This window comes from Pseudomonas sp. HD57-3 (assembly GCF_056113135.1).
In genome coordinates this window covers 2,766,260-2,779,910 of the sequence record NZ_CM148568.1, presented here as the reverse complement: position 1 = coordinate 2,779,910, position 13,651 = coordinate 2,766,260, and the positions used below count along the sequence as shown (strand labels likewise).

Below are 13,651 nucleotides of genomic sequence, written 5' to 3'. Positions count from 1 at the left end.
GGCTCATTCGGGTGGCTAACACCACTTTCCGGGACCCGATCACCCAGCCGTTTAAAAAGGCGATCAGACAGCCCACCCTTGGTATCATCGCCCACACTTTTATGACGATTTGATGGCTGGAAGGTCTTTTTGTGAGCGCTCTTTTTCAACGGCTGCGGCGCCTGGATGCCCGTCTTCTTTCTCTGGTTTTCCTGGTACTGATCGTGCCGGTGTGCCTTCGCGCGGCACTTGGCTGGTCGAGCCTGTTCGGTTACCTGTCGGATCTGGCCATCGGCAGTCTGCTGGTGGTGCTGTTGCATCGTCGCCCCTGGTGGCTGGCGCTGCCGGTGCTGCTGTTCTGGGGACTGCTGGCGGTGGCGACCGCTGAACTGGTCAGCGCGGTCGGCCGCCTGCCGACCGTGGCGGACCTGCATTACCTGATCGACCCGCAGTTCGTGGAGAACTCCACCGGCGGCGGCTTCGCCCATCCCGGTGTGGCGGTTGCGCTGCTGGTGGCTCTGGCCTTGTGGTTGCTGAGTCATTGGACTCGACGCGCGACAACCACCCCCGCTCTGCCCCGCGCAGCCTGGGCGACGCCGGTGCTGCTGTTCTCCGCCTACTGGGGCGCGCAGCACTTAAATCCGAGCGATGCCGATCCGTGGCGCCTGTACAACCTGCCGCACCAGTTGCTGGCCGCGCAGGTCGCCGACGTGCAGATGCAGGCCGAAGAATGGCTGGACGGCGATACTCAATTCGCACCCCCACCCATGGCTGGCCTCACTGATGTCGATCTGAACGGTCACCCGTTACTGGCGGCCAAGGGCCAGGCGCGCAATGTGCTGATCGTCGCCCTCGAAGGCATTCCGGGCGCCTACATCGGCGCCAATCGCCAAGCTATCGGCAGCCATTATCAGGAAGACCTGATGCCCAACCTCAGCCGCTGGGCCGAGCGCGGCATGAACACCCCGGATTACGTGTTGCACACCCACCAGACCATTCGCGGTCTTTACGCCATGCTCTGCGGAGATTACGACAAGCTCGACAACGGCACACCCAAAGGCGTGGAAATGCTGACCCAGCACGAGCGCAATCAGGCCTGTCTGCCGGCGCAATTACGTCAGCACGGTTTCGCCACGCACTACCTGCAAGGCGCAGGGCTGCGGTTCATGGCCAAAGACAAGATCATGCCGCACATCGGTTTTGACGCGACCCATGGCCTGGAGTGGTTCACCAACGCCAACTACCTGGAATTCCCTTGGGGCAAGGATGACAAGGCGTTCTTCGAAGGCGCGCTGAAATACGTCGGCGAACTGAAAAAACAGAAACAGCCGTGGATGCTCACGCTGCTCACAGTCGGCACTCACCAGCCCTACTCCGCGCCGGAGGAATACCTGCAACGCTACGACACGCCGAAGCAGGCCGCCGTCGGTTATCTGGACGATGCGCTGGAACAGTTTCTCAGCGGCCTCGAACGCCAGGGCGTGCTGAAAGACACGCTGGTGGTCATCACCTCGGACGAATCCCACGGCATCGACGGCGTCCGCCTCGCGTCGTCCTGGGGCTTCAACCTGACCCTCGCGCCGGAGCAGGCGCAACTGCCGCGCCTGAACGCCGGGGTCTACGGTCACGTCGATCTGAGTGCGTCGATTCTGGATTACTTCGACTTTCCGGTGCCCTCCGCCCTCAGCGGTCGCTCGCTGTTTCGCGATTACGATTCGGGCCGCGAAATCATGTCGTTCACCAACGGCAAGCTGCGCTATCACGACGGTCGCGGCCTGCTGACTGAATGCGACATGCCGCGCCGTTGCCGCAATTACGCCAGCGAAGGTTTCATCGCCGAAAGCGCCACGTTCAAGGGCAACGCCAGCGGCCAGAACGCCCGGGACATCGCCGCCCGCGCCTCGGCCCTGGATCTGTCGCTGCTGCGCACCCCCCTGAACCAGCGCTATCAGTTCGGTAGCGCCAACGTCATCCCGCTGCAAGCGCAGATCAAGGATGACTGGGCCGACAACCTGATCGGCGCGCAGTATCTGGAAATGCCCAAGGGCTCCCACACCCGCGTGCGCCTGACCGTGCGTTCGGTCGATCCGCAGCAGGCCGCGTACATTCAGCTCAAGGCCAAGGAGTTCGAACAGGACGTGCAACTGGGCCTGCCGACCGAGATGGTCGCCACGGCGGATCAGCCGCTGGAGATGGATTTCAGTTTCGACAACCCGCAACCGCGCAAGGCGTTCTCGTTCCACTTGTTGGGGTATGGCCTGGGCGCCGTGGAAGTCAGTGATTTCAGCGTGATCACCGAACTGCCGGGGCAACAGGATCTGCTGGACGAGATCCCGGAAGAAGACACCGCTCAATCGAGTTGAGGTCGACGCCAGCGTCGCAACGACGCTGGCGCTTGTCCGGTGTGAACGATCAGAACGTGGTGCGCAGACCGACCTGAATGCTGCGCCCTTCTGCCGGCGCAATATCGCGCAGGATCGAGCTGGCGTAACGCACGGTCTGGTTGGTCAGGTTCTCGGCATTGACAAAAGCCAGCCATTTGCTCTGGCCGACATCAAAGTGATAACCCACATTCGCCCCCAGCGTGGTGTAGCCGTCGGTGCTGCTTTCATTGTCCGGCACCCGGTGCTGGGAACTGGCGTGTTCCACATCGATACGCGCCTGCCAGCGATCCAGCTCCCACAACAGACCGGTGTTCAACCGCAGCGGCGCAATGCGCGGCAGGTCCTGGCCGTTGTCGAGGTTCTTGGCGCGGGTGTAGTCGCCCGACAGTTCCAGCGCAAACTTGCCGTAGGCGTTTTCGCCGAGGGTCCAGCGATCCTGCGCTTCGATGCCACTGAAGCGCGCCCGCACGCCGGAGTAGGTGTATTCGGGGATGCCGTCGGCGTCCTCCTCCCCTTCGTCATTCAGCGTGCGTCCGGTGCTGAGCAGGCCGATGTAGTTGGAGAAATGGCTATAGAACACGCCAACGCTGCCCTTGTGCGTACCGTTGTCGAAACGCAGGGCCAGGTCGCTGGAGACGGCTTTCTCTTTCGACAGCCCCGCGTCCCCGACTTCATAGGTGCCCGTGGCAACGTGGGCGCCGTTGGCGTAAAGCTCATAGAACGTCGGCGCGCGCTCGGTGTAACCCAGCGTGGCGGCAACCGACCAGACCGGCGTCAGCGTGTACACCGCACCGGATGACAGGCTGCCGGCGGTGAAGCTGCTGGAGCGATCGGCATTGGCGAAACGCTCGTTGCCTTTGGCGTCCGGGTCGACCGTGGTGTGTTCAAGGCGTCCGCCGAGGGTGAACAGCAGACGATCCGTGGCTTGCAGCTCTTCGAGAATGAACAGTGCACCGGCATCGGTATCGGTGTGCGGCACGAAGGCTTCTTCGCCCAGCGCCGAGAATTCGTTGCGACTGACTTGCGCGCCAATCACCCCGTTGAACGGCCCCAATGGCTGATGCCGGGCCTCGACCCGCGCCTCGTAACCCTTGTTCTTGAACGTGGTGCCGACCTCGCCACCCTCGATTTCCCGGTGCTGGTAATCGGTGTAGCCGGCGTCGAGTTTCACCGAGCTGAACGGGCCGTCGAGGTTGCGGATTTCCGAGGCGAACGCGTAGTGCTCCTGCTCCATGCGGATGCGCACATCGTCTTCGGCCGGCGAGCCGTAGTTCGAATCGTAATTGCTGTACGACAGCCCCGCGTAACCGTCATCCCAGGTGTACGACCCGCCCACCGCACCGCCGTCCTGACGACCGTCGCTGTTGGCCAGCCGATGTTTCTTCGAATCACCATCGTCGTTCGCCCGCTCACGACTGGTCTTGGCGTAGCCGGGAATCTTCAGGTCATTGAACTCGCGGGCGCTGGCGTCCAGGTGCAAGGCGAACTGGCCGTTACCGGCTTCGAGCTTGCCGGCGCTGCTGCGGGTGGTGTCGGCGCCGCCGTAGCGCAACTCGCCGGCGCCGTGAATGCCTTCGATGGCTTCGGTCGGGATGCGGTTGTCGAAGGTGTTGACCACCCCGCCGATGGCGCTGCCGCCGTACAGCAAGGCCGCCGGACCACGGACGATTTCGATGCGCTCGACGTTGACCGGGTCCAGCGGCACCGCGTGATCGTAGGACAGCGACGAAGCGTCCAGCGCGCCGACGCCGTTGCGCAGGATGCGAATGCGATCACCGTCCTGCCCGCGAATGATCGGGCGACTCGCACCCGGACCGAAGTACGACGACGACACGCCCGGCTGCTTGTTCAGGGTTTCGCCGAGGCTGCCCTTTTGTTGCAGTGTCAGGTTGTCGCCGCTCAACACGGTCGAGGGCGAGGCCAGGGTCTGACTGCCCAGCGGATTGCCGGTGATGACTTGCGGTTGCAGTTCCAGCGGGTCGGCGGCGAATGCGGGCGAAGCGATCAGCAGCGCCGAGGCCATGAGCGTCAGGCGGGGTTGGAAGGTGTGGAAACGGGAAGGCATTTCAGAAATCCGTCAGGCAGAAAAGTGAGGATCGATGCCGGCGCTACAGAGGGTGTGTTGCCGGCATCGATCAGATGAAATCATTTTTATGTTATACAATAACATTTCTAATGGCCATCACGTTTCTTCCACACAATTGCAAACCATCGCTCAAGCACGGGTGTTTCAGCGCCCTGCCCGGCACCGGATCACGAGACTTCGCGTAAGAGACTGCGCCTATCACGCACCAATAGTCGGCCTATTAGCTGACTCGCCGAGTCGGGTCTAGCCTTACTACTCCGAAGTCGGCACGAGCCGGCCGCAGAAGACCTGATAAGGACCCGAACATGGCAAATGAATCGAAATGCCCGTTCAATCACGCCGCCGGCGGTGGCACGACGAACCGCGATTGGTGGCCGAATCAACTGAACCTGAAAATCCTGAGTCAGCACTCGCCCGCATCCGATCCGCTGGGCAAGGACTTCGACTACGCCAAGGCTTTTAAAAGCCTGGATTTCCAGGCCCTCAAACGCGATCTGACGGCGCTGATGACCGACTCCCAGGAGTGGTGGCCAGCGGACTTCGGCCACTACGGCCCGCTCTTCATCCGCATGGCCTGGCACAGCGCCGGCACCTATCGCACCGCTGACGGCCGTGGTGGCGCCGGCTCCGGCCAGCAACGCTTCGCCCCGCTCAACAGCTGGCCGGACAACGTCAGCCTCGACAAGGCCCGCCGCCTGCTGTGGCCGATCAAGCAGAAATACGGCCGCAACATTTCCTGGGCCGACCTGATCGTGCTCACTGGCAACGTCGCGCTGGAATCCATGGGCTTCAAGACCTTCGGTTTCTCCGGTGGCCGCGCGGATGTCTGGGAGCCGGATGAAGACGTGTACTGGGGCTCGGAAAACAAATGGCTGGGCGGCGACAACCGCTACGGCAAGGATCCGGAATCCATGCAACCGCCAGGCGAAGGCACACTGGTGGCCGAGCCCGCCGAACACGGCAATGAGGAAAGCCGCACCAACCAGGGCGAACGCAACCTCGAGAACCCGCTCGCCGCCGTACAGATGGGCCTGATCTACGTGAACCCGGAAGGTCCGGAAGGCAATCCCGACCCGGTGGCCTCGGCCAAGGACATCCGCGAAACCTTCGGCCGCATGGCCATGAACGACGAGGAAACCGTCGCCCTGATCGCCGGCGGCCACGCCTTCGGCAAGACCCACGGCGCCGGCCCGGCCGATAACGTCGGCCCGGAACCGGAAGCCGCCGGCCTCGAAGAACAAGGCCTGGGCTGGAAAAGCACCTTCGGCACCGGCAAGGGCGCCGACACCATCACCAGCGGCCTGGAAGTGACCTGGACCACCACCCCGACGAAGTGGAGCAACAACTACCTCGAAAACCTGTTCGGCTTCGAGTGGGAACTGACCAAGAGTCCCGCCGGCGCCCATCAGTGGAAACCAAAAAACGGCGCCGGGGCCGGCACCATTCCCCACGCCCACGACCCGAACAAACGCATCGACCCGACCATGCTCACCTCCGACCTGGCCCTGCGTTTCGACCCGGCCTACGAGAAGATTTCGCGGCGCTTCCTGGCCAATCCCGATCAACTGGCGGACGCCTTCGCCCGGGCCTGGTACAAACTGATTCACCGCGACATGGGCCCGCTGTCACGTTATCTCGGCCCGGAATTGCCCCAGGAAGAACTGCTGTGGCAAGACCCGATTCCCGATGCCAAGCATCCATTGGTGGACGACAGCGATGTCAGGGCGCTGAAAGGCAAAGTACTGGCGTCGGGGCTGTCCGTCTCGGAGCTGGTCTCCACCGCGTGGGCGGCCGCATCGACCTTCCGCGGTTCGGACAAACGCGGCGGCGCCAATGGCGGCCGTCTGCGTCTGGCACCGCAAAAGTTCTGGCAGGCCAACCAGCCGGAGCAACTGGACAAGGTGCTGAAAGTCCTCGAAGGCATTCAGAACGAGTTCAACGCCGGGGCGGCAGGCAAGCAAGTCTCGCTGGCGGATCTGATCGTGCTGGCAGGTAATGCCGGTGTCGAGCAAGCGGCGAAAAACGCCGGGCATACGGTGACCGTGCCGTTCAATCCGGGGCGCACCGATGCGACTCAGGAACAAACCGATGTCGAGTCGTTCGGTTTCCTTGAACCGCACACCGACGGCTTCCGCAACTACGCAGCCACCACCTATCGCGTGCCGGCCGAAGCGTTGCTGATCGACAAGGCGCAACTGCTGACCCTTTCTGCACCGGAACTGACCGTGCTGATCGGCGGCCTGCGGGTACTGGACACCAACGTCGGCAAGACGAAACACGGGGTGTTCACCGACAAACCCGGTTCACTGACCAACGACTTCTTCCGCAACCTGCTGGACATGGGTGTGGAATGGAAACCGACGTCGAAAACCGAGTTCGAAGGCCGCGACCGTAAAACCGGCAGCGTGAAATGGACGGCGACCCGGGTCGATCTGGTGTTCGGTTCCAACGCGATACTGCGGGCGCTGGCCGAGGTGTATGCCAGCTCCGATGCGAAGGAGCAGTTCGTCACGGACTTCGTTGCGGCTTGGGCGAAGGTGATGGATTTGGATCGGTTTGATTTGCGGCAATAAGCCTTTTTCATCCACCCACAAAAAACGCCGCTCATTGAGCGGCGTTTTTTATTGCCCTGAAACAGCGTCAGGCAAGGCTTTTGCTGACCACTTCATACACATCACTGGACAGCTGCCCCGAAGCCAGAATCCGCTCCAGCTCCCCCTTCATCAGCGCCTGACGAGCGCCGTCATACTTGCGCCAGCGTGTCAGCGGCGCCAGTTGACGCGAAGCGATCTGCGGGTTGAAGCCGTTCAGTTCGATCACCAGATCCGCAAGGAAGCGATAACCCGAGCCATCCGCCGCGTGGAAATTGATCAGGTTCTGCCCGGCGAACGCACCGACCAGCGCGCGCACCTTGTTCGGGTTCTTGATGTTGAACGCCGGGTGCTGCATCAGCGCTTTCACGCGCTCCAGACCGCCCGGCAAGGTGCTGCCGGCCTGCACGCTGAACCACTGATCCATGACCAGCGGATTGTCCTTGAAGTGCTCGGCAAAACTGGCCAGCGCGGTGGCTTTCTGCTCGTCGAACGGCGAGTTGACCAGCACCGCCAGCGCGGTCAGGCGTTCGGTCATGTTGTCGCAGCTGTCGAACTGTTCCAGGGTTGCCGCCAGTACTTCCGGCTTGCCGCTGAGCATCAGGTACGACAGGGCGATGTTCTGCAAGGCGCGACGGGCGAAGTGCTCGGCCTCGGCCAGGTACGGGGTTTGCTTCGACAGGTCGCGGTTGGCCTGATAACGCAGCCACAGCGCCTCGAACAGGTTGTCCGCCAGTTGCTGACGGGCAAACTCACGGGCGGTATGGATGGCATCGACGTCGGCGATTTCGCTGATTTCGGTCAGGTAGGCTTCGCTTGGCAGCGAGAGCATTTCCGCGACCATCGCCTGATCCAGCGACTCGTCCGACAGCACGGTACGCAGCGCGGAAACCAGACGTGGGTCGAGCACCAGGCTTTCGCCCTTCTGCTGCTGGCCGATCAACTCTTGCAGCACCTGCACCGACAGTTGCTGGCCGGCATCCCACCGGTTGAAACCGTCGCTATCGTGCTGCATCAGGAACATCAACTGATCGCGGTTGTACGGGAAGCTCAGTTTCACCGGCGCCGAGAAGCCACGCAGCAAGGACGGCAGCGGTTGTTCGGCGATGTCGACGAAGGTGAACGTCTGCTCGGCCTCGGTCACCGAGATCACTCGGCTAGTGCCCTGGGCCGAGGCTTCGCCGGCCAGACGCAGGGCAATCTCGTTGCCCTGGCTGTCGAGCAGGCCCAGCTCCACCGGGATCACGAACGGCAGTTTTTCAACCTTGTCCGGGGTTTCCGGGCAGCTCTGGCGGAAAGTCAGGCTGTAGGTTTTCGCAGCGGCGTCGTAAGACTCGCTCACCGCCAGACGCGGTGTGCCGGCCTGGCTGTACCAGCGCTTGAACTGGGTCAGGTCGACGCCGTTGGCATCCTCCATGGCCTTGATGAAGTCATCGCAGGTCACGGCCTGGCCGTCATGGCGTTCAAAGTACAGGTCGCTGCCTTTGCGGAAGCCTTCGGCGCCCAACAGGGTGTGGATCATGCCGACCACTTCCGAGCCCTTTTCGTACACGGTCAAGGTGTAGAAGTTGGAAATCTCGATGAAGCTGTCCGGGCGCACGGCGTGGGCCATCGGGCCGGCATCTTCGGCGAACTGGTGGGTTCGCAGGTACGCCACGTCCTGAATGCGCTTGACCGTGGCCGAGTTCATGTCGGCGGAGAAGCCGGAATCGCGGAAGACGGTGAAGCCTTCTTTCAGCGACAGCTGGAACCAGTCGCGGCAGGTCACGCGGTTGCCCGACCAGTTGTGGAAGTATTCGTGGGCAACGATCGCCTCGACCCGCTGGTGCGCAGCGTCGGTGGCGGTTTCGGCACGGGCCAGCACGGCGCTGGAGTTGAAGATGTTGAGGCCCTTGTTTTCCATCGCGCCCATGTTGAAGTCGTTCACGGCGACGATCATGAAGATGTCCAGATCGTACTCGCGACCGTAGACCTCTTCGTCCCAACGCATCGACTTCTTCAGGCTGTTCATCGCGTGCTGGCACTTGTCGATGTTTTCCGGCTCGACGTAAATGCGCAGCGCCACGTTGCGGTTGGTCATGGTGGTGAAAGAGTCTTCAACGCACCACAAATCACCGGCCACCAGCGCGAACAGGTACGCCGGTTTCATGAACGGGTCTTCCCAGGTCGCCCAGTGCCGGCCGTCTTCGCCGGGGCCGCTGGCGATCGGGTTGCCGTTGGACAGCAGCACCGGATAGCTGTGCTGCTCGGCGACCACGGTGGTGGTGAACTTGCTCATCACGTCCGGGCGGTCGAGGTAATAGGTGATCTTGCGGAAGCCTTCGGCCTCGCACTGGGTGCAGAACATCGTGCCGGACTTGTACAGGCCTTCCAGTGCGGTGTTGGCTTCCGGGTGGATCTTGACGCTGGTGTCGACCGTGAAGGTTTCGCTGGCCGGTTGCAGGGTCAGGTGGTTCTCGGTCAGTTGGTAATCGTCGACGCTCAGTTCCTGGTCTGCCAGGGTCACCGAGAGCAATTCCAGCTGCTGGCCATCGAGCACCAGCGGCGGCAGGCCCGGGCCACGAGCCGGGTTGCGGCGCATCACCAGTTGCGCGTGGACCAGACTGTGGTCCTCGAACAACTCGAAGGTCAGGTGTGTTTCATCGATCAGGTACTCGGGCGCCTGATAGTCCTTCAGGTAAATCATCTTCGGTTGTTCGGTGCGCATGCTGAAGTCCTTATTGATGCACGGCGAGCTGATAGGCCGTGTACTTGCGAATGTTGATCACGCCGGTGTCAAAGATCAGGTACTGGCCCTTGATCCCCAGCAGCGTGCCTTCGGCAATCGGGTTCTTGTCCAGGTTGAAGCTGACAATCTTGGCCGGGTACTGCTCGACCGGGTAACGGATTTCCAGCGGCTCGACATCGGCGATTGTCTGAATGGCCTGGAGGCCGAAACGTTCCTGCAAGCCTTGCAGGCCTTCGGCGCAGCTGTCGAACAGCTGATCGCGCACCTGCGCCAGATCCACCGCCGCCGCATCGCCCTTGAGCAAGGCGCGCCAGTTGGTCTTGTCGGCCACCTGACTGCGGAACAGGTCTTCGACGAAACCCGACTGCTGCCGCGTGGAAACGCGCATGATCGGCAACGCCTGACTGGCCCCCTGATCGAGCCAGCGGGTCGGCAGTTGAGTGGCGCGGGTGATGCCGACCTTGATCCCCGACGAGTTGGCCAGGTAGACGACGTGGTCGGTCATGCAGAACTTCTCGCCCCACTCAGGCTCACGGCAGGTGCCGGCCTCGAAGTGGCAGCGTTCCGGGCTCATGATGCAGATGTCGCACTGGGCCAGTTTGGTCATGCACGGGTAGCAGTAACCCTGACTGAAACTGGTCTTGGTCTTGCGCCCGCAATGGGTGCAGTGAATCGCCCCCAGGTATTCCAGACGCACCGTCGTGCCGATCAACGGGTTGACCGGCACCTCGACGTCATCCAGACGAAACGCGTACTGCACGTTCGGCCCGTCCAGGCGCGCCGACATTTTGCTGATTGCACCGCGGCCGATCTCGATCAATGGAGGGCGTCCGACTTGAACAGGATGTTCGGCACTTCGATCGACTTCGACGCACATTCCTGCGGGCCCATGTAACCGGTGCGCTCTTCCTCGGGCAGGTTCTGCATTTCCCAGGCGATCATCGCCTGCAACGACAGTTCACGCTGTTCGGCGGTGAGTTTGCCACCGTCCGACCATTTGCCGATCTCTACCGCCAGCTTCAGGCTCTGGTAGATATCCGGGGTGATGTTCTTGATCAAATCGTTAAAAGAGGACATCAGGGTCTCCGTGCTCTTTATTCAAAAAATTCAGGCGGCCAGTTTACGGCGGTTGTACAAACCGCCCAACAAACCGGTGAAGCATCCGATGAGTAACCCGCCGACGTGGGCGGCGTTGGCGATTTCGCCGAAGCCGATCATCGAGATCAGCCCGGACATGCAAACCAGCAACCACACCAGCATCATCACCAGCACGCCGCGCGGCAGGCGATAGGCCGGGTTCGGCGCCAGCAGCTGGAAGATCCAGCAGTGACCGAGCAACCCGTAAAGTACGCCGGACAGGCCGCCGAACAGGCTCGGGCCGCCCCACGCGAACTGCGCATAGTTGGAAACGAGGCCAAACAGCAGCGTCAGGCCGATCAGGTTGACGCTGCCCTGACGCGACTCGATGCGCCGCCCCAGCTCCCAGTACCACATGCCGTTCATGGCCAGGTGCAGGATGCCGAAGTGAATCAGCATCGGCGTGAACAGGCGCCACCACTGCCCCGCCGCCAGGCTGTCGGCCAGCGGTGTGAAGTGGATGTAGTCGCCAACCACGCGAAAATCGAGGAAGGTCAGCCAGCGCATCGTCTCGAGGTTATCGCCGAGGAAGGTCAACCCGCCGACGATCAGGCTCAGCAGCAGAATGAACCCGGTGGCCTTGGCATGTTTCAGTTGCTCGGCAAAGCTCGGGCGCTTGAACGTCGGCGCCGCTGGAATCTCCAGTTGCTGATCCGGGTCGCCCGCCGGGAAACGCTCGTACAGCGAACGTACGTCGTCGCTGATTTCCGACGGCACCCACAACACCTGCTCGCCCGCCTCCTCGCTGACGCGGTGAGGCACTTGCATGCGTTGCAGCAGTTTGACGAAACCACTCAGGTCCGCCGCCAACGGCACACGCAAGACGGCTATGGCACTCATCGCAGCACCTCCGGCCGCTCGACGTCGACCCAGACAAATTTATGCGGATCGAGGCGGGTTTCCTGATCCAGACGATAGGCCACCAGTTTGCCGTACAGCACCGCGCTGTAATCCAGACACGCGAGGTTCGGCCGGATCGGCGCCGGTTTGCCGCTTCGCCAGTAGTGGCCGACGAACAGCAATGGCTCATCGACGCCGTAGCGCAGCAGGGAATTCTTTTCGCTGGAGGTCAGCGGCTTTTGCGCCACCGGTTCGGGCAGTGCATCGGGCTGGAACACGATGTCGCCATAGGTTTGCGGGTCGTCTTCCCAGAACTTGGTGCGGAAGAACGAACGCACCAGGCCGTCGCCGCTGGTCATGGTCAGGCCATCCGGCAGCCGCATATCGGTGCCGCGCAGCAGGCGATCGAACACGGTGCAGGCGAAACTGCCCGGCACCGCCGAGGCCTGAAGGAAGTGCTCGTCGATGCAGCCATCGGGGAACAGCGCGCGCAGCGGCTCGATCAGGCCGGCATCCCAACAGGCATGCACCACGCGGAAACGTCCGGCGTCGACGAACAACGGCAGTTGGTAGAACCACTGCTGGAAGTCGTGCCAGTCGCCCGGATGGTTTTCGAATTGGGTCAGGGTTTCATGCAGCAGGCGGGCATGGCGCGGCGTGTGTTCACGGACGAACTGCTTGCCGCTGCCCGGTGGCGCCGGAGTGCTCCAGCCGAGCGCGTTGAATTCGTGGTTGCCCATGATGCACAACGCCTGACCGGCCTCGACCATGTCATGGACGATGTGCAGCGCCTCGCGAATCCGCGGGCCGCGGTCGATGATGTCGCCGACGAACACGGCCATGCGCGACGGATGTCGCCAGACCCCGCCCTGCTTGTGGTAACCGAGACGGTCCAGCAGGTGTTCCAGGGTCAGGGCGCATCCGTGCACGTCACCAATCAGGTCATAACTGCGCGCGGGATCGAGCATCAGTCGCCTCCACCACCCAACTTGCTGCCCCAGCCGAGCTTGGTGCGGCAGACTTCGTAGTAGTTGTGGTCGAGCGGATGGATCAGCCGCAGCTTCTGCGCTTTCTTGCTGACGGTGATGGTGTCGCCCGGCGCGCAGGTGAAGTGGTTCTGCCCGTCGCAGGAGACCTGCGGGTAGATCTGCATATCTTTGGACACGACGATTTTCAGCTCACTGTTGCCATCGACCACGATCGGTCTGCCCGACAAGGTATGGGGGTACATCGGCACAATCACAATAGCGTCAAGCTTGGGATGCATGATCGGGCCGCCGGCGGACAGTGCATATGCGGTGGAACCGGTGGGGGTCGACACGATCAGGCCGTCGGCCTTCTGGCTGCAGACGAACTGGCCGTCGATGTACAGCTCGAACTCGATCATCCGCGTCGATTTGCCCGGGTGCAGCACCACGTCGTTCAGCGCATCGCCCTGGCCGATGGCCTCGGCGTGGCGACGGACTTCGGCTTGCAGCAGGAAGCGGTTTTCCACCAGATAATGGCCGTCGAGTACTTCGGCGACCTTGATTTCCAGTTCGTCGGGGCGGATGTCGGTGAGAAAACCGAGGCTGCCACGGTTGATCCCGAGCACCGGAATATTGTGCTTGGCCAGGGCCCGCGCGGCGCCGAGCAGGCTGCCGTCACCGCCGACCACGATGACCATGTCGCAGACTTCGCCGAGCATCTTGCGCGACGAGGTTTGCAGGCCATGGCCCGGCAGGACTTCGGCGATGGTGTCTTCGAGAATCACATGCAGGTGACGATCGAGCAGGAAGCGTTTCAGTCGGCGGACGGTATCCAGCACCTGGGAGCTGCCCAGGCGACCGATGATGCCGATATTACGAAATTGCTCCATGGGACTCCTGCGGGGGACTGAGACGGCGAAAAGCACGATTATGGGCGA

Annotated in this window: 9 protein-coding genes; 2 read left to right on the top strand and 7 right to left on the bottom strand. The window is 62.3% G+C overall.

All coding sequences use genetic code 11. The features are described 5' to 3' along the window. Positions 1 to 131 precede the first annotated feature (131 nt). Positions 132 to 2,342, top strand: coding sequence for an LTA synthase family protein (locus AC0R79_RS12515; protein ID WP_474734617.1), 2,211 nt, complete (start codon positions 132 to 134; stop codon positions 2,340 to 2,342). 49 nt (positions 2,343 to 2,391) lie between these two features. On the opposite strand, the gene AC0R79_RS12510 is transcribed toward AC0R79_RS12515, so the two are convergent. After that, a complete protein-coding gene (locus AC0R79_RS12510; protein ID WP_474734615.1) occupies positions 2,392 to 4,428 on the bottom strand; it encodes a TonB-dependent receptor in 2,037 nt (678 codons plus the stop codon). Positions 4,429 to 4,754: 326 nt separating this feature from the next. On the opposite strand from AC0R79_RS12510, the gene katG reads away from it, so the two are divergent. Next, positions 4,755 to 7,022 carry a catalase/peroxidase HPI gene (katG, locus tag AC0R79_RS12505; protein WP_474734613.1) on the top strand — a complete coding sequence of 756 codons (2,268 nt, stop codon included), beginning with the start codon at positions 4,755 to 4,757 and terminating at the stop codon, positions 7,020 to 7,022. A 67-nt stretch (positions 7,023 to 7,089) separates the two neighbouring features. Here the strand turns inward: katG and pepN are convergent, their stop codons facing one another. From pepN to AC0R79_RS12475, 6 genes are read right to left on the bottom strand one after another with little or no spacing between them, the layout of a single operon-like run. After that, on the bottom strand, positions 7,090 to 9,747 hold the full coding sequence (gene pepN, locus AC0R79_RS12500) for an aminopeptidase N (protein ID WP_474734612.1): 2,658 nt from the start codon (positions 9,745 to 9,747) through the stop codon (positions 7,090 to 7,092). 10 nt (positions 9,748 to 9,757) lie between these two features. Then, positions 9,758 to 10,588, bottom strand: a complete 831-nt coding sequence (locus AC0R79_RS12495; protein ID WP_474734610.1) for a DUF2797 domain-containing protein — start codon at positions 10,586 to 10,588, stop codon at positions 9,758 to 9,760. Further along, the gene (locus AC0R79_RS12490; RefSeq protein WP_011333626.1) at positions 10,585 to 10,845 is read right to left on the bottom strand and encodes a YeaC family protein; all 261 of its coding nucleotides are present in this window, start codon (positions 10,843 to 10,845) and stop codon (positions 10,585 to 10,587) included. Before AC0R79_RS12490 ends, AC0R79_RS12495 begins: the two co-directional genes overlap by 4 nt. Before the next feature lie 30 nt (positions 10,846 to 10,875). Next, positions 10,876 to 11,745: a rhomboid family intramembrane serine protease gene (locus tag AC0R79_RS12485; protein WP_127797704.1), complete on the bottom strand. Its 870-nt coding sequence runs from the start codon at positions 11,743 to 11,745 to the stop codon at positions 10,876 to 10,878. Further along, the gene (locus AC0R79_RS12480; protein ID WP_172829526.1) at positions 11,742 to 12,716 is read right to left on the bottom strand and encodes a metallophosphoesterase; all 975 of its coding nucleotides are present in this window, start codon (positions 12,714 to 12,716) and stop codon (positions 11,742 to 11,744) included. Before AC0R79_RS12480 ends, AC0R79_RS12485 begins: the two co-directional genes overlap by 4 nt. Beyond that, entirely contained in the window at positions 12,713 to 13,603 is an 891-nt protein-coding gene (locus tag AC0R79_RS12475; protein ID WP_007956919.1) for an NAD(+) kinase, read from the bottom strand. Before AC0R79_RS12475 ends, AC0R79_RS12480 begins: the two co-directional genes overlap by 4 nt. Positions 13,604 to 13,651 lie beyond the last annotated feature (48 nt).

Bases quoted from the DNA above. Each gene is read 5' to 3' on its own strand.
- AC0R79_RS12490 (WP_011333626.1), bottom strand. From the start codon at position 10,845: ATGTCCTCTTTTAACGATTTGATCAAGAACATCACCCCGGATATCTAC.
- pepN (WP_474734612.1), bottom strand. From the start codon at position 9,747: ATGCGCACCGAACAACCGAAGATGATTTACCTGAAGGACTATCAGGCG.
- katG (WP_474734613.1), top strand. From the start codon at position 4,755: ATGGCAAATGAATCGAAATGCCCGTTCAATCACGCCGCCGGCGGTGGC.
- AC0R79_RS12510 (WP_474734615.1), bottom strand. From the start codon at position 4,428: ATGCCTTCCCGTTTCCACACCTTCCAACCCCGCCTGACGCTCATGGCC.
- AC0R79_RS12475 (WP_007956919.1), bottom strand. From the start codon at position 13,603: ATGGAGCAATTTCGTAATATCGGCATCATCGGTCGCCTGGGCAGCTCC.
- AC0R79_RS12485 (WP_127797704.1), bottom strand. From the start codon at position 11,745: ATGAGTGCCATAGCCGTCTTGCGTGTGCCGTTGGCGGCGGACCTGAGT.